The sequence below is a fragment of the Labrys sp. 22185 genome (genome assembly GCF_052045555.1).
Taxonomy (GTDB): Bacteria; Pseudomonadota; Alphaproteobacteria; order Rhizobiales; family Labraceae; genus Labrys; species Labrys neptuniae.
Genome location: NZ_JBQEPH010000002.1, coordinates 520,855 through 537,830, shown reverse-complemented (window position 1 = coordinate 537,830; position 16,976 = coordinate 520,855). Strand labels below are relative to the sequence as shown.

At 63.5% G+C, this 16,976-nt stretch carries 18 protein-coding genes and 1 tRNA gene; 15 read left to right on the top strand and 4 right to left on the bottom strand.

What is annotated here, in order from left to right:
* Window positions 1–94: 94 nt before the first annotated feature.
* Complete coding sequence (locus ACTJKX_RS07120) at window positions 95–1,009, bottom strand: bifunctional helix-turn-helix transcriptional regulator/GNAT family N-acetyltransferase (RefSeq protein WP_440724828.1); 915 nt, start codon at window positions 1,007–1,009, stop codon at window positions 95–97.
* Window positions 1,010–1,167: 158 nt separating this feature from the next.
* Between ACTJKX_RS07120 and ACTJKX_RS07115 the strand changes: the two genes are divergently transcribed.
* Entirely contained in the window at window positions 1,168–1,638 is a 471-nt protein-coding gene (locus ACTJKX_RS07115) for a type II toxin-antitoxin system RatA family toxin (protein ID WP_440724827.1), read from the top strand.
* Window positions 1,639–1,785: 147 nt separating this feature from the next.
* Here ACTJKX_RS07115 and ACTJKX_RS07110 read toward each other — a convergent pair whose 3' ends face one another.
* Both ACTJKX_RS07110 and ACTJKX_RS07105 read right to left on the bottom strand, forming a co-directional pair.
* Complete coding sequence (locus ACTJKX_RS07110; protein WP_415087252.1) at window positions 1,786–2,295, bottom strand: CinA family protein; 510 nt, start codon at window positions 2,293–2,295, stop codon at window positions 1,786–1,788.
* Window positions 2,296–2,412: 117 nt separating this feature from the next.
* Window positions 2,413–3,606, bottom strand: coding sequence for a bifunctional 2-C-methyl-D-erythritol 4-phosphate cytidylyltransferase/2-C-methyl-D-erythritol 2,4-cyclodiphosphate synthase (locus ACTJKX_RS07105; RefSeq protein WP_394309222.1), 1,194 nt, complete (start codon window positions 3,604–3,606; stop codon window positions 2,413–2,415).
* A gap of 22 nt (window positions 3,607–3,628) precedes the next feature.
* Between ACTJKX_RS07105 and ACTJKX_RS07100 the strand changes: the two genes are divergently transcribed.
* From ACTJKX_RS07100 to ACTJKX_RS07080, 5 genes are all read left to right on the top strand, one after another.
* On the top strand, window positions 3,629–4,822 hold the full coding sequence (locus ACTJKX_RS07100) for a Ppx/GppA phosphatase family protein (RefSeq protein ID WP_394309220.1): 1,194 nt from the start codon (window positions 3,629–3,631) through the stop codon (window positions 4,820–4,822).
* Window positions 4,819–5,568, top strand: a complete 750-nt coding sequence (locus tag ACTJKX_RS07095) for an RlmE family RNA methyltransferase (RefSeq protein WP_311938175.1) — start codon at window positions 4,819–4,821, stop codon at window positions 5,566–5,568. The genes ACTJKX_RS07100 and ACTJKX_RS07095 overlap by 4 nt, the downstream gene beginning before the upstream one ends.
* A gap of 210 nt (window positions 5,569–5,778) precedes the next feature.
* A complete protein-coding gene (locus ACTJKX_RS07090; RefSeq protein ID WP_440724874.1) occupies window positions 5,779–7,104 on the top strand; it encodes a homoserine dehydrogenase in 1,326 nt (441 codons plus the stop codon).
* Between the two features lie 88 nt (window positions 7,105–7,192).
* Window positions 7,193–8,191: a class II fructose-bisphosphatase gene (gene glpX / locus ACTJKX_RS07085; protein WP_311938179.1), complete on the top strand. Its 999-nt coding sequence runs from the start codon at window positions 7,193–7,195 to the stop codon at window positions 8,189–8,191.
* The gene (locus ACTJKX_RS07080) at window positions 8,191–8,634 is read left to right on the top strand and encodes a GNAT family N-acetyltransferase (protein WP_311938180.1); all 444 of its coding nucleotides are present in this window, start codon (window positions 8,191–8,193) and stop codon (window positions 8,632–8,634) included. The genes glpX and ACTJKX_RS07080 overlap by 1 nt, the downstream gene beginning before the upstream one ends.
* Before the next feature lie 24 nt (window positions 8,635–8,658).
* On the opposite strand, the gene ACTJKX_RS07075 is transcribed toward ACTJKX_RS07080, so the two are convergent.
* Window positions 8,659–9,732, bottom strand: coding sequence for a class I SAM-dependent methyltransferase (locus ACTJKX_RS07075; RefSeq protein ID WP_440724826.1), 1,074 nt, complete (start codon window positions 9,730–9,732; stop codon window positions 8,659–8,661).
* A 410-nt stretch (window positions 9,733–10,142) separates the two neighbouring features.
* Between ACTJKX_RS07075 and ACTJKX_RS07070 the strand changes: the two genes are divergently transcribed.
* The 9 genes from ACTJKX_RS07070 (at window position 10,143) to ACTJKX_RS07030 (ending at window position 16,933) form a co-directional block, all read left to right on the top strand.
* Window positions 10,143–10,949 (top strand): glycosyltransferase family 2 protein, encoded by an 807-nt coding sequence (locus tag ACTJKX_RS07070; RefSeq protein WP_394309215.1) that lies wholly within the window; start codon window positions 10,143–10,145, stop codon window positions 10,947–10,949.
* A 75-nt stretch (window positions 10,950–11,024) separates the two neighbouring features.
* Complete coding sequence (locus tag ACTJKX_RS07065) at window positions 11,025–11,216, top strand: DUF4089 domain-containing protein (protein ID WP_394309213.1); 192 nt, start codon at window positions 11,025–11,027, stop codon at window positions 11,214–11,216.
* Window positions 11,213–12,631 (top strand): AtzE family amidohydrolase, encoded by a 1,419-nt coding sequence (locus ACTJKX_RS07060; protein ID WP_311938185.1) that lies wholly within the window; start codon window positions 11,213–11,215, stop codon window positions 12,629–12,631. Before ACTJKX_RS07065 ends, ACTJKX_RS07060 begins: the two co-directional genes overlap by 4 nt.
* Before the next feature lie 104 nt (window positions 12,632–12,735).
* Window positions 12,736–13,437, top strand: a complete 702-nt coding sequence (locus tag ACTJKX_RS07055; RefSeq protein WP_440724825.1) for a hypothetical protein — start codon at window positions 12,736–12,738, stop codon at window positions 13,435–13,437.
* Between the two features lie 96 nt (window positions 13,438–13,533).
* A tRNA-Asp gene (locus tag ACTJKX_RS07050) sits at window positions 13,534–13,610 on the top strand.
* A 482-nt stretch (window positions 13,611–14,092) separates the two neighbouring features.
* Window positions 14,093–14,458 (top strand): NADH-quinone oxidoreductase subunit A, encoded by a 366-nt coding sequence (locus tag ACTJKX_RS07045; protein WP_068282520.1) that lies wholly within the window; start codon window positions 14,093–14,095, stop codon window positions 14,456–14,458.
* Entirely contained in the window at window positions 14,449–15,036 is a 588-nt protein-coding gene (locus ACTJKX_RS07040) for a NuoB/complex I 20 kDa subunit family protein (RefSeq protein WP_068282522.1), read from the top strand. The genes ACTJKX_RS07045 and ACTJKX_RS07040 overlap by 10 nt, the downstream gene beginning before the upstream one ends.
* Window positions 15,037–15,047: 11 nt before the next feature.
* Entirely contained in the window at window positions 15,048–15,659 is a 612-nt protein-coding gene (locus tag ACTJKX_RS07035) for an NADH-quinone oxidoreductase subunit C (protein ID WP_440724824.1), read from the top strand.
* Between the two features lie 86 nt (window positions 15,660–15,745).
* Entirely contained in the window at window positions 15,746–16,933 is a 1,188-nt protein-coding gene (locus ACTJKX_RS07030) for an NADH-quinone oxidoreductase subunit D (RefSeq protein WP_311938189.1), read from the top strand.
* The last annotated feature ends 43 nt before the right edge of the window (window positions 16,934–16,976 follow it).

Below are 16,976 nucleotides of genomic sequence, written 5' to 3'. Positions count from 1 at the left end.
GACCGACATCTGCCTCCAGCCGCAAGCGCGGTTGCTCCGATGTGGTTGATCCCGCCCGGTCTTTCGATGCGGCTAGGGAAATCGACCCTCCCTGTCACAAATCCAGCGTCCAGGTCTGGCCAACGAGGTCCTTGCCGAAGGAATGATGGCGGTTCTCCGCCACCAGTTCGAAACCCTCGGTCTGATAGATCTTCCTTGCCGCACTCAGGACGTCGTTGGTCCATAGCGTGAGGGAGGCATAGCCGAGGGCTCGGGCGCGCTCGATGCAGGCGCGCACCAACCTCTTGCCCAGTCCATGTCCGCGGGCGCTGGGATCGACATACAGCAGGCGCAGCTTGGCAACGGAGGGGGCATCGCTCTTCATCAGGAAGATCGAGCCGACGATGCATCCATCGAGTTCGGCGATCCAGGCGTCCTCGCGCGCCGGATCGAAGTTGGCGGCAAAATCACCCAGGATGGTGGCGACCAGCCCTTCATAGGTCCAGTCCCAATCATATTCCTGGTGGTAGAGCTGGGCCTGGCGATGGATGACCCAGCCAAGATCCCCGGGCCGGGGCTTGCGGAGAATGACAGGCTGTGGCGAACGCTCCTTTACGTCGAGCAGCTTCTTGATCTCCTGCATCGCGCCGACGAGTTGGCCGCGATCTCCGTCCCCGAGAGGGGAGAGCAGGGTGTCGAGCTGCGCGGTGGTACCGGCTTCGAGCTCGGCAAAGGCATGGCGTCCCGCAGGCGACAGCGACAGCAGATCGCGGCGGGCATGAGCAGGGTCGGTGCGGCTTTCCACCAGCCGGTGGGCCTTCAGGCGCGCGACGATCCGGCTGAGATGTGCCTTGTCCATGTCGAGGCGCCGGCCGATGTCGGCGGCCGTCTGTTCCCCGGCGGTGGCGAGCTCGTAGAGCACGCGCGCTTCCGGCAAAGGGAAGGGGCTGGCAGGCATGTGCCGATCGAGCAGACGCAGTTTATGGGTGTAGAAGCGGTTGAAGTCACGGATATCGTCGATGACGGACATGGGAGGAGCCATTGAATGTTGACTTAGTCAACATTGGAATCAAGTGTCGATTTGTCAAACGAAATCGTGGGCCGACTCCGCTCTTTGCCGTCCGGACCCCGCGATTAAACTGTTTTGCCTGCTGGCCGATCCCTATATGAAGGCATCGGAGTTTGATCATGCCTTCTTTCCGTACCACGCGCCGCGTGAAGCATTCGCCTGCCGACATGTTCGATCTGGTGGCCGATGTCGAAAAATACCCGCTCTTCGTGCCGCTCTGCTCGGCGCTGCGGGTGCGCAGCCGCCAGCCGCAGGACGATGGACTGCTCGTCATGGTCGCCGACATGACGGTAGCCTACAAGCTGATCCGTGAAACCTTCGGCAGCCGCGTGACCATGGACCGGGACAAGCTGCAGATCCTGGTCGAATATCTCGACGGCCCCTTCAGCCATCTGGAGAATCGCTGGTCCTTCAAGGAGGATGGGGCAGGGGGCTGCGTCGTCGAGTTCTTCATCGACTATAGTTTCCGCTCCCGCACGCTCGGCATGCTGATGGGGGCGATGTTCGAGGCCGCCTTCCGTCGTTTCGCCGAGGCCTTCGAGAAAAGGGCGGATGTCGTCTATGGCCGCAAGGCGATCGCGGCGTCTTAGCGCTATGGTTGCGTTCGCGTGAGGGAGCAGGAGCATCGGTTGGGGGGAGTGGCTGACAGCCCGCTTGCCGGCAAGCGCTTCCTTTCACGACGTCAGCCGGGAGGCCGACACTCCGGGTCCCCTTAGCATGAAAACACAACTGGAATGTTAGACGGTCACCCTGATCTCGCCGGCAAGTCTCAGCAGGAGGTCGAGAGCCTGCTCCACCGCGTGCCTGCGGATCTGTGAGCGCGACAGGTCGCCAAAGCGGCGCTCGACATGCAGGCGCGGCCCTTGACGGCTCCAGGCCGCAAAATGCACGAGGCCGACGGGCTTGGCGGCCGTGCCGCCGCCAGGGCCGGCAACGCCCGTGATCGCCACGGCCAGACCGGCGCGCGAATGGAGCACCGCTCCTTCCGCCATGGCGAAGGCGACGCTTTCGCTCACCGCGCCGTCGCGTTCGATCAGGTCCGGCGAGACGCCGAGCATCTGCGCTTTCGCCTCGTTGGAATAGGTGACGAAGCCGCGATCGACCACGTCGGAGGAGCCTGGAATAGCGGTGAGGGCGCCGGCGACCAGTCCGCCGGTGCATGATTCCGCCGTTGCGGCCATGAGGCCCTTGGCGCGGCAAGCCGCGAGCACCTTGGTGGCTTGTTCGAAGAAGATCTCGTCATTCATGGCCGGTATCCTCACTCGGAGCGCGGACATCCCGTCCGCTCTTGAAAGCATAAAGTTGGAGGCAAAGAGGCGGAGATCGCGACATGCCTCCATGCCGCTGAGATGTCCGTGCCCCGATCAGCTCCAGGGCAACCTTACGGTCGCCGATGCCATGGCGGCGATGCCTTCGCGCCGGCCGGTAAAGCCCAGGCCTTCGGTGGTGGTCGCCTTGACGCCCACCCGGTCGACGGCAATTCCGGCGATCTCGGCGATGCGCGCCCGCATGGCGTCCCGATGCGGACCGACCTTGGGCGCTTCGCACAGCAGCGTGACGTCGAGATGGGCGATCGCGCCGCCTCGCGCTCGCACCAGGCCGACGGCGTGCGCCAGGAAGCGATCGGACGAGGCGCCCTTCCATTGCGGGTCGGAAGGCGGAAAATGCGAACCGATGTCGCCGTCGCCGATCGCACCGAGAATGGCGTCCGTCAGGGCATGAAGACCGACATCGGCATCCGAATGTCCCTTCAGCGCGCGCTCATGCGGGATCTTCACGCCGTTGAGCCAGACATGGTCGCCTTCGTCGAAGGCATGGACGTCGAAGCCGGTTCCGGTTCGGATGTCGCCGAGGGCCGCCAGGTCGTTGGCCGCCTGTTCCGCCCGCTGGAAGTCGCTTTCCGTCGTCAGTTTCATGTTGGTCGCTTCGCCTTCGAAGATGTGGAGAGGATGGCCGGCCCATTCGGCGACGGCGCCATCGTCGGTCAGGGTCTCGATGCCGGCTTCGGCTGCCGCGAGATGGGAGGACAGGATCAGGTCGAAGCCAAAGGCCTGCGGCGTCTGGACGGCGCGCAGGAGGTTGCGTTCCGGGGTCGCCTTGACCCGGCCGTCCATGTCGATCTGCTTGATGGTATCGGTAACCGCCAGCCCTGGCACGGCCGCCCCGTGCGCGCGCGCCGCCTCGATCGCCCGGTCGATCAAAGCGGGGCTCGCGAAGGGGCGTGCTGCGTCATGCAGCAGCACGATATCAGGCCTGTCGCCAATCAGTGCCTTCAGCCCGGCGAGGCAGGACGTCTGCCGGGTGCTGCCGCCGGGAACGGAGCCCGCCTGCTTGCTGATTCCCGCCGAGCATGCGGCAAACAGGTCCTCGTCTCCCGCGCCGATCACCGTGACGATGCTGTCGATGGCGGGATGCTGCTCGAAAAGGGCGAGGGTGCGGGCGAGGACGCTTTGCCCTCCCAGAAGTCGATACTGCTTGGGAACGGCGCCGCCGACCCGCGATCCGCGTCCCGCCGCGACGATCAGCGCCGCCACACGCAATTTGGCTGGAGCCTTCATGATCTTGATAACACGAACATAGATGGAATTCTTTCTCGCCACCGGCGCGGAACTTGTTACACTCGCAGACGAAGTGGCGAAATGCCTGTGGCGCAGGAAAATTGCGACCGGGCACGGTCAAGGTAGTATTTTGGTGGATCGAAGTTTGGAGGCACAAGCGCCTCGGTCGAGTGATGGTGCACATCTATCCGTGCCGCAATTACGGCAAGGAGAGCAGGCGCGCCGTCACCACACCTATGCGGCGCTTGATCTCGGCACGAATAATTGCCGCCTTCTGGTTGCGCGCCCGACGGGAGAGGGATTTCGCGTCATCGACGCCTTTTCGCGCATCGTTCGGCTCGGCGAGGGACTGGGTGCCAGCGGCAGCCTGCATATCAATGCCATGGGGCGGGCTGTCGACGCCTTGGCCGTCTGTGCGCAGAAGATGCGGGACCGGCGCGTCGATCGGGCGCGGCTGATCGCCACGGAGGCCTGCCGCGCGGCCGATAACGGATTGCTCTTCGTCGAGCGCGTGCTGAAGGAAACCGGGCTCGATCTCGAGATCGTCGACCGGGAGACAGAGGCCCGGCTGGCCGCCGCCGGCTGCATCCCGCTGATCGACCGCAATCTCGACGGCGTGGTGCTTTTCGATATCGGCGGCGGGTCTTCGGAGATCGTCTGGCTCGACATCGATCCGGCCGACCGGAATCGACAGCCCAGGGTGCGCGGCTGGACGTCGCTTCCCGTCGGGGTGGTGACACTCTCCGAACGCCATGGCGGCGTCAGGGTGACGCGCGAGAGTTTCGAGCGCATGGTGGACGATGTATCGGGCATGCTGGCCTCGTTCGCGCACCGCGAAGCGATCGCCAAGCGTGTCAAGCGCCTGCATCTGCTGGGCACTTCCGGCACGGTGACCACCATGGCCGGTATTCATCTCGATCTTCCCCGCTATGACCGGCGCCGGGTGGACGGCTTGTGGATGTCGCGCGGCGAGATCGACAACGTGCTCGAACGCCTCCTGGACATGACCTATGAGGAGCGCGTCGCCAATGCCTGTATCGGACCGGAGCGGGCTGATCTGGTGATGGCCGGATGTGCCATTTTCGAAGCCATACGGCGGGCTTTTCCCTGTGAACGATTGCGCGTGGCCGATAGGGGCCTGCGCGAAGGATTATTGGTGCAGATGATGCAGGAGGATCGCGTCTGGCGTCACAATGGTGCGGGGCGCAACCCGTGAGTGGCGGAGCAGGCAAGGGTGGTTCCGGCAAGGGCAAGAACAGTTCGGGTCGGGGCAGCGGTGCGCGCGAACTGGGTGTGCGGCTGAAGACGGCGCGGGGGCGGACCCATTCCTCGCAGCTCTGGCTCGAGCGCCAGCTCAACGATCCCTATGTCGCCCGCGCCAAGCGCGAGGGACGGCGTTCGCGCGCGATCTACAAGCTGATCGAGATCAACGACAAGGCCAAGCTGCTCAAGCCCGGCCAGCGCGTGCTCGACCTCGGCGCGGCCCCCGGTGGCTGGTCGCAATTGGCGGCGGAGATCACCGATTCCGTCAACGGCCGCGGCAAAGTGGTGGCAATCGACCTCCTGCCGATCGATCCCATTCCCGGTGTCGATTTCGAGCAGATGGACTTCATGGACGATGCGGCGCCCGATCGGTTGAAGGCGATGCTCGGCGGCCCCGCCGATCTCGTGCTGTCCGACATGGCCGCCAATACGGTGGGCCATCGTGCCACTGACCATCTGCGCATCATCGCGCTGGTCGAGGCCGCGGCCTATTTCGCTGTGGAAGTGCTGGCTCCGGGCGGAGCCTTTCTCGCCAAGGTCTTCCAGGGGGGCACCGAAGGCGATGTCCTCACCTTGCTCAAGCGTGACTTCGCTGTGGTGAAGCACTTGAAGCCGGCGGCGAGCCGCGCAGGTTCCAGCGAAATGTATGTGCTTGCCACGGGATTCCGGGGCCGGAAGGAAACCGATTCCGCCGATTGAAGCTCGATTCCCGGAAGTGCGGGCATCCGGCCCGCCTTTTCCGCTTCTCTTCGCACCGCTTCCGGGAGCAGGCGGGATGCCTTGCGGCGCCCTGGAAACGCGCTCTATCCACCAAAGTTGGAAAGTTCATCGCGAGAAATCCCTGTCCGGATGACTTGATCCCGGCAGCGCGCCATTGCACAAGTGCGCAATCTCAAGTTCGGACTGATGATGGCTGATCCTCTTAAAATCGGTATTGCCGGCCTTGGCACCGTCGGTGCCTCCACCATTCGCCTTCTCGATCGTCGTGCCAATGCGCTTGCCGCCAGTTGCGGCCGGGCCGTGACGGTGACCGCCGTTTCCGCCCGCTCGCGAACGCGCGACCGCGGCCTGCCGATGGAGCGTTTCCGCTGGTTCGATGACCCCGTCGAACTGGCCCGCGATCCCGGGATCGACGTCTTCGTCGAATTGATGGGCGGTGAGGAGGGGGCGGCGCACGAGGCGGTGAAGGCGGCCCTCGATGCCGGCAAGCCGGTGGTCACCGCCAACAAGGCTCTGCTGGCGCGCCACGGCGTCGATCTCGCCAGGCGGGCCGAGAAGGCCGGCGTCGCGCTCAATTTCGAGGCGGCCGTCGCCGGCGGCGTGCCGATCATCAAGACGCTGCGCGAAGCCCTGATCGGCAACAATATCGATCGCGTCTATGGCATCCTGAACGGTACCTGCAACTACATCCTAACCAAGATGGAGGCCGAGGGCCTGTCCTTCGATGCCTGCCTGAAGGAGGCGCAACGCCTGGGTTATGCCGAAGCCGATCCCACTTTCGACATTGGCGGCTTCGATACCGCCCATAAGCTTGCTTTGCTTACCAGCCTCGCCTTCGGCACGCAGGTGAACGCGGATGCCATCCATGTCGAGGGCATCGAGCGCATCACCACCGAGGATCTGCTGGCCGCCGACGAGCTCGGCTACCGCGTCAAGCTTCTGGGCGTCGCTACGCGCTCCGAAGCCGGCGTGGAGCAGCGCGTCCACCCGACCATGGTGCCGAAATCGACCCCGATCGCTCAGGTCAACGGCGTCACCAACGCGGTGGCGGTCGATGCCGATGCCGTGCCGGAACTGACCCTGGTCGGCCCGGGCGCCGGTGGAGAAGCCACGGCCTCCGCCGTGATCGGCGACATCGCCGATATCGCGCGCGGCCAGGCCGGAGCGCCGTTCGGGCGCAAGACCAGCGATCTCGAGCCCCTGCCGGCCGCCGCCATGCAGGCCCATAAGGGCGGGTATTATGTCCGCCTTTCGGTGGCGGACAGGCCGGGCGCCGCAGCTGGCATCGCCACGCGTATGGCCGAGCGGGGGATCTCGCTGGAATCGATCGTGCAGAAGCATCGGGGCGGCAAGGTCTATGGCGGCGACGATCCGAGCAAAGTCGCTGGCGCCGTGCCCGTCATCCTCATCACCTATGCCACCACCGAGGCCGATATTCGCGGGGCCGTCGATGCCATGGTTGCCGATGGCTACATCGTGGAAACGCCGCAATTGATCCGCATCGAGCGCGAGTAAGCAGCATCTCAGGGCGTGTCGCGGGGCAGGTTTGCTGCCTCGAACGCCAAGCCGTAACTGACGACACACTCTAACAACGGAGGAAGCCATGTCGGAGATTATTCAGGTCAAGCCGACGGATGTCATCGAGCGCATCCTTTCCCTTGAACTGGTCCGTGTGACCGAACGCGCCGCCGTTGCCTCGGCATTGCTGCGTGGACGAGGGGATGAAAAGGCCGCCGACAAGGCGGCGGTCGACGCCATGCGGCGTGAGCTCAACAAGATGCCGATCGACGGCACCGTGGTGATCGGCGAGGGTGAGCGCGACGAGGCGCCGATGCTGTTCATTGGCGAGAAGGTCGGCAACGGCCTGGGCCCCAAGGTCGACATCGCCGTCGATCCGCTGGAAGGCACCACCCTCTGCGCCAAGGATATGCCGGGTTCGATTGCCGTGATGGCGATGGCCTCTGCCGGCTCGCTCCTCAACGCCCCGGACGTCTATATGGACAAGATAGCCATTGGGCCTGGTTACGCCGAGGGTGTCGTCGATCTCGATGCCAGCGTGGAGGACAATCTGCATGCCCTGGCCAAGGCCAAGGGCGTCAAGCCGCGCGAACTGACCGCCCTGGTGCTCGATCGTCCACGCCACGCCCCGATCATCGAGGCGATCCGCAAGGTCGGCGCTTCGATCCGCGTCATCACCGACGGCGACGTCGCGGGCGTGATCTTCACCACCAATGCCCATGAGACCGGCATCGACATCTATCTGGGCATTGGCGGCGCTCCGGAGGGCGTGCTGGCGGCTGCGGCTCTGCGCTGCGTCGGCGGCCAGATGCAGGGACGCCTCATCCTCGACACCGAGGCCAAGCGCGAACGCGCGCTGAAGATGGGCGTCACCGATCCGACCCGCAAATACAAGATGGAAGAGCTCGCTTCCGGCGACGTGATCGTCGCGGCGACCGGTGTCACCGACGGGGCTTTGCTCCAGGGCGTGAAGTTCCGCGGGCCCGTGATCACCACCGAGACGGTGATCTATCGTTCGCTCAACGGCACGGTGCGCCGTATCCACGGCGAGCATCGCCAGATGTCGAAGTTCAATCTCGACTGATGGAGATCCGTGCGCTCACGGCCGAGGATCGCCCTGCCTGGGAACCGCTCTGGCAGGGCTACCTCACTTTTTACAAGGCATCGGTGCCGGAGGAGACGACGGCGCTGACCTGGGCGCGGTTCCACGATCCTGCCGAGCCGATGTCCGCCTATGGCGCCTTCATCGATGGCCGGCTTGCCGGCATCGTGCACCTGATCCTGCATCGCTCGACCTGGACGCCGGGCCCTTATTGCTATCTGCAGGACCTGTTCACCGCCGAATGGGCCCGCCGCCGAGGTGTCGCCCGCGCCCTGATCGAATGGTCCTATCAGGAGGCCACGCGCTGGGGAGCCAGCCGCATCTACTGGCTGACCCACGAGAGCAATGTCGAGGCCCAGGCCGTCTACGACCAGGTGGCATCCCGTTCGGGCTTCATCCAATATCGCAAGATGCTGCCGGCCTGAACGGCCGGCAAGGACGTCGTCGCATCACGGCCTCGCTTCGAGGATGAGATTGAACGGTGTCTCCGTCGCGCGGCGGAACCGGGTGAAACCCGCTTCATTGGCCACCTTGCGCAGGCGGGCCTCGCCGGCCTGTGCGCCGAGGGCCAGACCGACCTCCTGATCGAGCGAGGCTGGCGTGCAGATCACGGTCGAGGCGGCGTAATAGACGCGTCCGACCGGGTTGAAATTATCCTCGAGCCGGTCGTTGGCGAAGGGCTCGACCAGCATGCAGGTTCCTTCGGGCGCCATCGTGGACCTGACATGGCGCATGGCCCCGACGGGGTCGCCCATATCGTGCAGGCAATCGAAGAAGCAGACGAGATCGTAGCCGCGCGCCGGCACCGTCTTGGCGGTGCTCACCTCGAACGTGACGCGGTCGGCCATTCCCGCGGCCTCGGCGGCGCTTCTGGCGTCGTCGATCGAACCCGGATGATAGTCGAAGCCGTAGAAGCGCGAATTGGGGAAGGCCCGGGCCATGATCATGGTCGAAACGCCATGCCCACAGCCGATATCGGCAACGGTTGCGCCTTGCTCCAATTTCTCCATCACGCCCTCCAGGGCAGGCAGCCATTCCTGCACGAGATGATGGCGATAGGCGGTGCGGAAGAAACGGGCCGTACCGCAGAACAGGCATTTGTCGCGCTTGTCCCAACCGACCCCCTTGCCGGTGCGGAACGCATCGGCGATGGCGGGTTCGTCTCGCAGGGTCGCGGCGACGAGATCGCCCACGGCGCCCAGGAAGACCGGGCTGTCCTCGTCGGCGAAGACCGCCGCCTGTTCCGGTTGCATGGAAAAGTGACCCGTCCCCGGATCGTAGACCACATAGTCCGATGCTGCCTGCGCGGCGAGCCATTCGCGGATGTAGCGCTCGGATGTCCCGGTCTTCTCGGCGAGCTGCTGGGAGGTCATCGGCCCGGCCTCGGCGAGGGCCTTGTAGAGGCCGAGCTTGTCCCCGATGAGGAGCAGCGATGCGTTCATCGCGGCCCCGACGTCGCTGAGCATCTTGCCCATGAAGGCGTTGAGTTTGTCCGGGTCTATCGTTGCATTCTGTAAGGCCATCGCTGTTCTCCTGTCGTCGAATGCGGCCTGCCGCCGCCGGCACCGGACTCCCTTGGCGATGCGATCCTTGCGTCCTTCGTTTCGAGACACGCGTGAGGTATCGCTGTCTGATGACAGCGATCCGCAACTTGAACCGTGAAAATTGACGACGCTTGAACTGGCTCGATCACGAGACGAAAGCGGAAGGCTTGCATGACGCCCGCGCCGGGAACCCATGCCGGCAACGATGACATCTTCGTCCTTGCTGGATCTTTCGTTACAACCCTGATTTGTGCGCAGCGAATACTACCACAGCAGGATGGGCACTGCTCTTGGCCTTTAGGCGGATGCCGCAGCGTCGTTACGGACAAAATCTCCGGCTTGCGGCCGATGGGCTGGCCATTTTTCGAGGCTTCGATTAGATCACCGGCATGTCGCCACCCGCACCAGCATCCGGACAGCCCGGCCCGCAGCCCTTGTCCGTCTTCATCATCGCCTTCAACGAGGCCGATCGCATCGGTGCGACGATCGAGGCCGCACGTGGCCTGACGGATGACCTGATCGTGGTCGATTCAGGCTCCACCGACGGCACGCAGGCGATCGCCGAAAAGCTCGGCGCCAGGGTGATCCACAATCCCTGGCCCGGTTATGGTCCGCAAAAGCGCTTTGCCGAGACGCAGTGCCGGCACAACTGGATTCTCAATATCGATGCCGACGAGGTGATATCGCCGCAGCTGGCGGCCGAGATCCGTGACCTGTTCTCGGGCGACGGGCCTCAGGCCGATGGTTACGAGATCGACATCGCCGAGATCTTTCCGGGGGAAAGGGAGCCCCATCCCTGGGGATACACGCTGGCACCGGTGCGGCTCTATCGATTCGATCGCGGCCGTTATGCCGATTCGACCGTGCATGATCGGGTGCATTTCAACGCTCAACCGCGGATCGCACGGCTGAAGGGACGCATTCATCATTATTCGATCCGTTCGCTCGGCGATGAAATTGCCAAGTTGAACGCCTATACCGAGCAGCAGGCGGAAGATCTCGACAAGAGAGGCAAGACACTCAGCAGCTGGCGAATTCTGACCGAATTCCCCCTCAACTTCCTGAAGGCCTATATTGGGCGTCGTCATTTCGTACGCGGCCTCTACGGCATCGCGACGGCGACGAACTATGCCTATTTCCGTTTTCTTCGCCTGGCCAAGCATATGGAGCGACGTCGCCTGCGCAAACTTCGGTGATGCCATATCATTTGGCTTGTCTTCGGGAGGCGAAGGAGGGACAGTCCGCCTACATCATTCTCGAGGGGCGATGCGATGAGCGGCAAACCCGAATTCGATGCGCAGGCGGTCATCGATGCGATGGCACCGATGATCGGAATCGAAGTGGATCCCGATTTTCGCGAGGGCGTCGCCGCCAATCTGAAACTGACCGCCGATCTGGCACAAGAGGTGCTGTCCTTCCCGATCGAGGATGGCAATCAGCCCGCTGCGGTCTTCGCAGCATGACCAGCCTGCTCGATCAGGGCTGCTCGCCGCAACTGGGCATTCTGGAAATCTCCACCGGCATCCGCAGCGGCCGCTTCACGGCCCGCGCGGCGATCGAGCACACGCTCGCGCGCATCGAGCGGCTGGACGGCAAAGTCGGGGCCTTTACGGCGCTGCTCACCGAGCGCGCGCTGGCACGGGCCGACGCCATCGATGCCCGCCATGCCGCCGGCAAACCGGTCGGGGCCCTGGCCGGCGTGCCCTTCGCCGTGAAGAACCTCTACGATATCGCCGGTCTCGTCACCCTTGCCGGCTCCCGGATCAATCGGGACAATCCGCCCGCCACGCGGGACGCGACGTTGATCGAGCGCCTGGAAGGGCAGGGGGCGATCTGCGTGGGGGCGCTCAATATGAGCGAATACGCCTATGATTTCACCGGCCAGAACCCGCACGAGGCTCCCTCGCGAAACCCCCATGCCCTCGACCACCTGGCGGGAGGATCTTCCAGCGGTCCGGCAAGTGCGGTGGCAGCGGGCTTCGTGCCCCTGGCCCTCGGCAGCGACACCAATGGCGCCATCCGCGTGCCAGCCTCGCTGTGCGGATTGTTCGGCCTGAAGCCGACCTTCGGGCGGCTCAGCCGCGCACGAAGCTTTCCGTTCGTCGCCAGTCTCGATCACATGGGGCCTCTGGCCCGTTCGGCGCGTGACCTGGCTTTCGCCTATGATGCCATGCAGGGGCCCGATCCCGACGATCCGAGTTGTGCCCAGCGCCCGGTGCAGCCGGCCCTGTTCGAACTCGGCCGCGGCATCGAGGGGCTGCGCATCGCCGTGGCGGATGGTTACTTCCGCCCGGAGGGCAATCGCGACGCTTTGGAGGCCGTACGGCGCTGCGCCAAGGCGCTCGACGCCAGCGAGGTCGTGGAGATCCCCCAGGCGGCCGTCGCCCGGGCAGCGGCCTTCCTGATCACCATAACCGAAGCTGGAGCCCTGCACCGCGACCGGTTGCGCGCCCGTGCCAAGGATTTCGCGCCAGGTGTCCGGGACCGGTTGATTGCGGGCAACATGGTGCCGGCGACCTGGGTAAGCGCGGCGCATCGCTTTCGTCATTGGTTCCAGGCGGAGATGCATCGCATCTTCGAGCGAATCGATCTGATTCTGGCGCCGGCGACACCCTGTCGTGCCCCCGGAATCGACGCTACCACCATCGAGGTCGGCGGTCAGGCCGTGCCTGTTCGCGCGAATCTGGGGCTGTTCACCCAGCCGATTTCCTTTATTGGACTGCCTGTGGTCACGGTACCGCTCTGGAACGAGGGCGAGAGGCTCCCCATCGGCGTACAGATCATCGCCCCCGCCTGGCGGGAGGATCTGGCCTTGCGGGCCGCCTGGGCGCTGGAAACGGCGGGAGTGGTGCGGGCACCGGTTGCCGATATCGAATGATGCCCGGTCCGCCAGGCAACAGCCTTTTGCGATTTGGTACGATCGCCAGGAACGCAATGCCCCGTGGAACCAAAGAGTGAGAGTAGGCAAACGCCAAACGCGCTTTGCTCGAAGGAAAAGCAGACATAATGGTGAGTTCTTTGTTGCGTGCCATCGGGCTGGGGGCGCTTGCGGTAGGGTTGTGCTGGAGCGCCTTGCCGCAGACGGCCCTTGCTGCCGCCATGGATTTCAAGGTGGTGAGCCTGTCCCTCGGCACCAGATGCGGCAAGCGCTGCCCCAGCCTGATGGTTGCCAATGGCGAGATGACCAGCGGCACGGTGGAGCGTTTCATCGACTTCGCTCAGCAGGCCTCGAAACTCGGCACCAGCAATGTGTTGATCATTGATTCGCCCGGTGGCCATCTGGTCGAGGGGGTCAATCTGGGCCATGTGCTGCGCAAATTGCGCACGAGCGTCTTCGTCGGGCGGGTTATCACGCTGGGCGGGCAGCCGGTTGCCGTCAACGGCTCCTGCATGTCGGCCTGCGTCTATGCGCTGATGGGGGGCAACAAGCGATTCGTCCCCGCAGGATCGCGAGTCGGCGTTCATCGCGAATATCTGCCCAACAGTTCCGGCAGTGATCCGCTCTCGGTTCTGCGCAGTATGCGGCGATTCCCCGAAGTGACCCAAATGCTGCGCACCTATTCGAAAAAGATGGGCGTGAACCCCGCTTTGATCGATCTAGCCGAGCAATATGGGGTCGGAAGCATCCGAATTCTGACGCCCGAGGACATCAAACGCTTTCGGCTGGCCCGCATCGCGAACTGAATTTCGAGTGCGTTGCGAATTGACGCTTGACACTGTGCGGGAGGCCCTCTAATCACCGCGCCACGCCAGCACGGTTCGCCGCCGCTGGCGAGAGACGGGGGTGTAGCTCAGTTGGTTAGAGCGTCGGCCTGTCACGCCGAAGGTCGCGGGTTCAAGTCCCGTCACTCTCGCCATTTTGTGACAAAAAGCCAGCCTTCGGGCTGGCTTTTGCATTTTCAGCCCGACCATTTGCGAATGTGTTCGGTTGCAAGCAGGCAGTGTCTTGCAACTCATAACGGCTATGCGCCAAGATCATGCCAGAATCGCCCGATATTCTGCCGCAGTGCGGTAGGAATCTCTTGGCTGGAACGCTTCCAAGCTTGCGCCTCCCATAGCCGTGGTTTAAGGCTCGCTGCAGGTCGTCCACGACGCAGCGTGAAGGTGGTTTTCCAAAGCGCTGTAGAGGGATGACCGGCGTGAGCGCCGCTGTCGAAGCGCGCCCATGCCCGTATCGTCCAAACGTGGCGACCCCGAGTTCAAGCGCTCCCGGTCGATCACAGCTGGAGCAAAGCGCGTTTCAGCGACAACGCCGCAATGTTCCAACTCTTTGTCTCGACGCGTCTTTGCGATTCTCGGTGAGCTCACCGGATCGCAAAACGCTATAGGGTTCGTGCTGATGGACAACCTTCTCGCCGGCTATCTGCCGCTTATCATCTTCATCGGGGTCTCGGCCGTCATCGGCCTGGCGCTTCTGGTGGCGCCCTTCCTCGTGGCGTATCAGCGCCCGGATCCGGAAAAACTCTCCGCCTATGAATGCGGGTTCAACGCCTTCGACGACGCACGCATGAAGTTCGACGTGCGCTTCTATCTGGTGTCGATCCTGTTCATCATCTTCGATCTCGAAGTGGCATTCCTGTTCCCCTGGGCGATCACGTTCAAGGAAGTCGGCCTGTTCGGCTTCACCTCGATGATGATTTTCCTGGCCGTGCTGACCATCGGCTTCGTTTATGAGTGGAAGAAGGGCGCGCTCGAATGGGATTGAACCTGGAGACATCAGGCGGCACGCTGGTGGCGCCGGCACCCAAGGGCATCATCGATCCGAATACCGGCAAGCCGGTCGGGTCGACCGATCCGTTTTTCGTCGACATCAATGCCGAGCTGGCTGATCGCGGCTTCCTCGTCACTTCCGCCGACAATCTGATCAACTGGGCTCGCACCGGCTCTCTGATGTGGATGACCTTCGGCCTCGCCTGCTGTGCGGTCGAGATGATGCAGGTGTCGATGCCGCGCTACGACGTCGAGCGCTTCGGCTTCGCCCCGCGCGCTTCCCCGCGCCAGTCGGACGTAATGATCGTCGCGGGCACGCTGACCAACAAGATGGCGCCGGCCCTGCGCAAGGTCTACGACCAGATGCCCGAGCCGCGCTACGTCATCTCGATGGGCTCCTGCGCCAATGGCGGCGGCTATTACCACTATTCCTATGCGGTCGTGCGTGGCTGCGACCGCATCGTGCCGGTCGACATCTACGTGCCCGGCTGCCCGCCCACGGCCGAAGCGCTGCTCTATGGCGTGCTGCTGCTGCAGAAGAAGATTCGCCGTACCGGCACCATCGAGCGTTGAGCGGAGCTGACATGGCAAACTCTGAAACTCTGCAGGGGATCGGCGAGGCGCTTCAGGCTGCCTTTCCGCAGGCCGTCTCCAATGTCGTGCATGCTTTTGGCGAACTGACCGTCACCACCGATCCCGATAATATCCTGGCGGTGCTCAAGCACCTCAGGGACGATGCCGGCACGCGCTTCGTTTCGATCATCGATGTCTGCGGGGCCGATTATCCGGCGCGTGAAAAGCGCTTCGACGTGGTCTATCACCTGCTGTCGCCGACCAGGAACGTGCGCATCCGCGTGAAGGTGGAAACCGACGAGGCGACCCCGGTTCCCTCGGCTGTGGCACTGTTCCCCGGCGTGCTCTGGTTCGAGCGCGAAGCCTACGATCTCTACGGCATCCTGTTCACCGGCCATCCAGACCTGCGCCGGCTGCTGACCGACTACGGCTTCGACGGCCATCCCTTGCGCAAGGACTTCCCGATGACCGGGTTCGTCGAGGTGCGCTGGGACGACGAGGCCAAGCGCGTGGTCTACGAACCTGTCAGGCTCAATCAGGAATTCCGCAACTTCGATTTCCTGTCGCCATGGGAAGGGACGGATTATGTCCTGCCCGGCGACGAGAAGGCGAAGGCGAGCTGACGCGCTCCCGCGCGCCGGATCAGGACTAGCAAGACTCTCGAAATGGCTCCGAACCAGCTGGCCAACTCGGAAAGTTTGGAAACGACATGAACGACCAACCGCATCTACGCAATTTTGCGATCAATTTCGGCCCGCAGCATCCGGCGGCCCATGGCGTGTTGCGTCTGGTCATGGAGCTCGACGGCGAAGTGGTCGAGCGTGTCGATCCCCATATCGGCTTGCTGCATCGCGGTACCGAGAAGCTGATCGAAGCCAAGACCTTCATGCAGGCCATTCCCTATTTCGATCGGCTCGATTACGTCGCGCCGATGAACCAGGAGCATGCCTATTGCCTGGCCATCGAGCGTTTGCTTGGTATCGAGGTACCCAAGCGCGGGCAGCTCATCCGCGTGCTCTATTCCGAGATCGGACGCCTGCTTTCGCATCTGCTCAACGTCACCACCCAGGCCATGGACGTCGGCGCGCTGACCCCGCCGCTGTGGGGCTTCGAAGAGCGCGAGAAGCTGATGATCTTCTACGAGCGTGCTTCGGGCAGCCGCATGCATGCCGCCTATTTCCGCACCGGCGGTGTTCACCAGGACCTGCCGCCTGAACTGATCGACGATATCGAAGCCTTCTGCGATCCCTTCCTCAAGGTCTGCGACGATCTGGAAGGCCTGCTCACCGACAACCGCATCTTCAAGCAGCGCAATGTCGATATCGGCATCGTGTCGCTCGACGATGCCTGGGCCTGGGGCTATTCGGGCGTGATGGTGCGCGGTTCGGGCGCTGCCTGGGATTTGCGCAAGTCGCAGCCCTATGAATGCTATGCAGAGCTCGATTTCGACATTCCAATCGGCAAGAACGGTGACAATTACGACCGCTACTGCATCCGCATGGAAGAGATGCGCCAGTCGATCCGCATCATGAAGCAGTGCTGCGCGCTGCTGCGTGCAACGAGTGGGCCGGTTTCGGCCGCCGACAACAAAGTCGTGCCGCCCAAGCGCGGCGAGATGAAGCGTTCGATGGAAGCGCTCATCCACCATTTTAAGCTCTACACCGAGGGCTATCACGTGCCCGCCGGCGAGGTTTACGCGGCCGTTGAAGCGCCAAAGGGCGAATTCGGCGTCTATCTGGTCTCGGATGGCGGCAACAAGCCCTATCGCTGCAAGATCCGCGCGCCGGGATTTGCGCATCTGCAGTCGATGGACTGGCTGTGCCGCGGCTACATGCTGGCAGACGTCTCCGCCATTCTCGGTTCTCTCGACATCGTGTTCGGCGAAGTCGATCGTTGATTTGGGTCGCAGCCGGCGTTGAACCGGTTGCAAAAGCGTCTTG

Coding starts and splice junctions, on each gene's coding strand:
- ACTJKX_RS07030 (WP_311938189.1), top strand. CDS start 15,746: ATGAACGACCAACCGCATCTACGCAATTTTGCGATCAATTTCGGCCCG.
- ACTJKX_RS07080 (WP_311938180.1), top strand. CDS start 8,191: ATGGAGATCCGTGCGCTCACGGCCGAGGATCGCCCTGCCTGGGAACCG.
- glpX (WP_311938179.1), top strand. CDS start 7,193: ATGTCGGAGATTATTCAGGTCAAGCCGACGGATGTCATCGAGCGCATC.
- ACTJKX_RS07075 (WP_440724826.1), bottom strand. CDS start 9,732: ATGGCCTTACAGAATGCAACGATAGACCCGGACAAACTCAACGCCTTC.
- ACTJKX_RS07070 (WP_394309215.1), top strand. CDS start 10,143: ATGTCGCCACCCGCACCAGCATCCGGACAGCCCGGCCCGCAGCCCTTG.
- ACTJKX_RS07040 (WP_068282522.1), top strand. CDS start 14,449: ATGGGATTGAACCTGGAGACATCAGGCGGCACGCTGGTGGCGCCGGCA.
- ACTJKX_RS07035 (WP_440724824.1), top strand. CDS start 15,048: ATGGCAAACTCTGAAACTCTGCAGGGGATCGGCGAGGCGCTTCAGGCT.
- ACTJKX_RS07110 (WP_415087252.1), bottom strand. CDS start 2,295: ATGAATGACGAGATCTTCTTCGAACAAGCCACCAAGGTGCTCGCGGCT.
- ACTJKX_RS07115 (WP_440724827.1), top strand. CDS start 1,168: ATGCCTTCTTTCCGTACCACGCGCCGCGTGAAGCATTCGCCTGCCGAC.
- ACTJKX_RS07100 (WP_394309220.1), top strand. CDS start 3,629: ATGGAATTCTTTCTCGCCACCGGCGCGGAACTTGTTACACTCGCAGAC.
- ACTJKX_RS07060 (WP_311938185.1), top strand. CDS start 11,213: ATGACCAGCCTGCTCGATCAGGGCTGCTCGCCGCAACTGGGCATTCTG.
- ACTJKX_RS07065 (WP_394309213.1), top strand. CDS start 11,025: ATGAGCGGCAAACCCGAATTCGATGCGCAGGCGGTCATCGATGCGATG.
- ACTJKX_RS07120 (WP_440724828.1), bottom strand. CDS start 1,009: ATGTCCGTCATCGACGATATCCGTGACTTCAACCGCTTCTACACCCAT.
- ACTJKX_RS07105 (WP_394309222.1), bottom strand. CDS start 3,606: ATGAAGGCTCCAGCCAAATTGCGTGTGGCGGCGCTGATCGTCGCGGCG.
- ACTJKX_RS07045 (WP_068282520.1), top strand. CDS start 14,093: ATGGACAACCTTCTCGCCGGCTATCTGCCGCTTATCATCTTCATCGGG.
- ACTJKX_RS07090 (WP_440724874.1), top strand. CDS start 5,779: ATGGCTGATCCTCTTAAAATCGGTATTGCCGGCCTTGGCACCGTCGGT.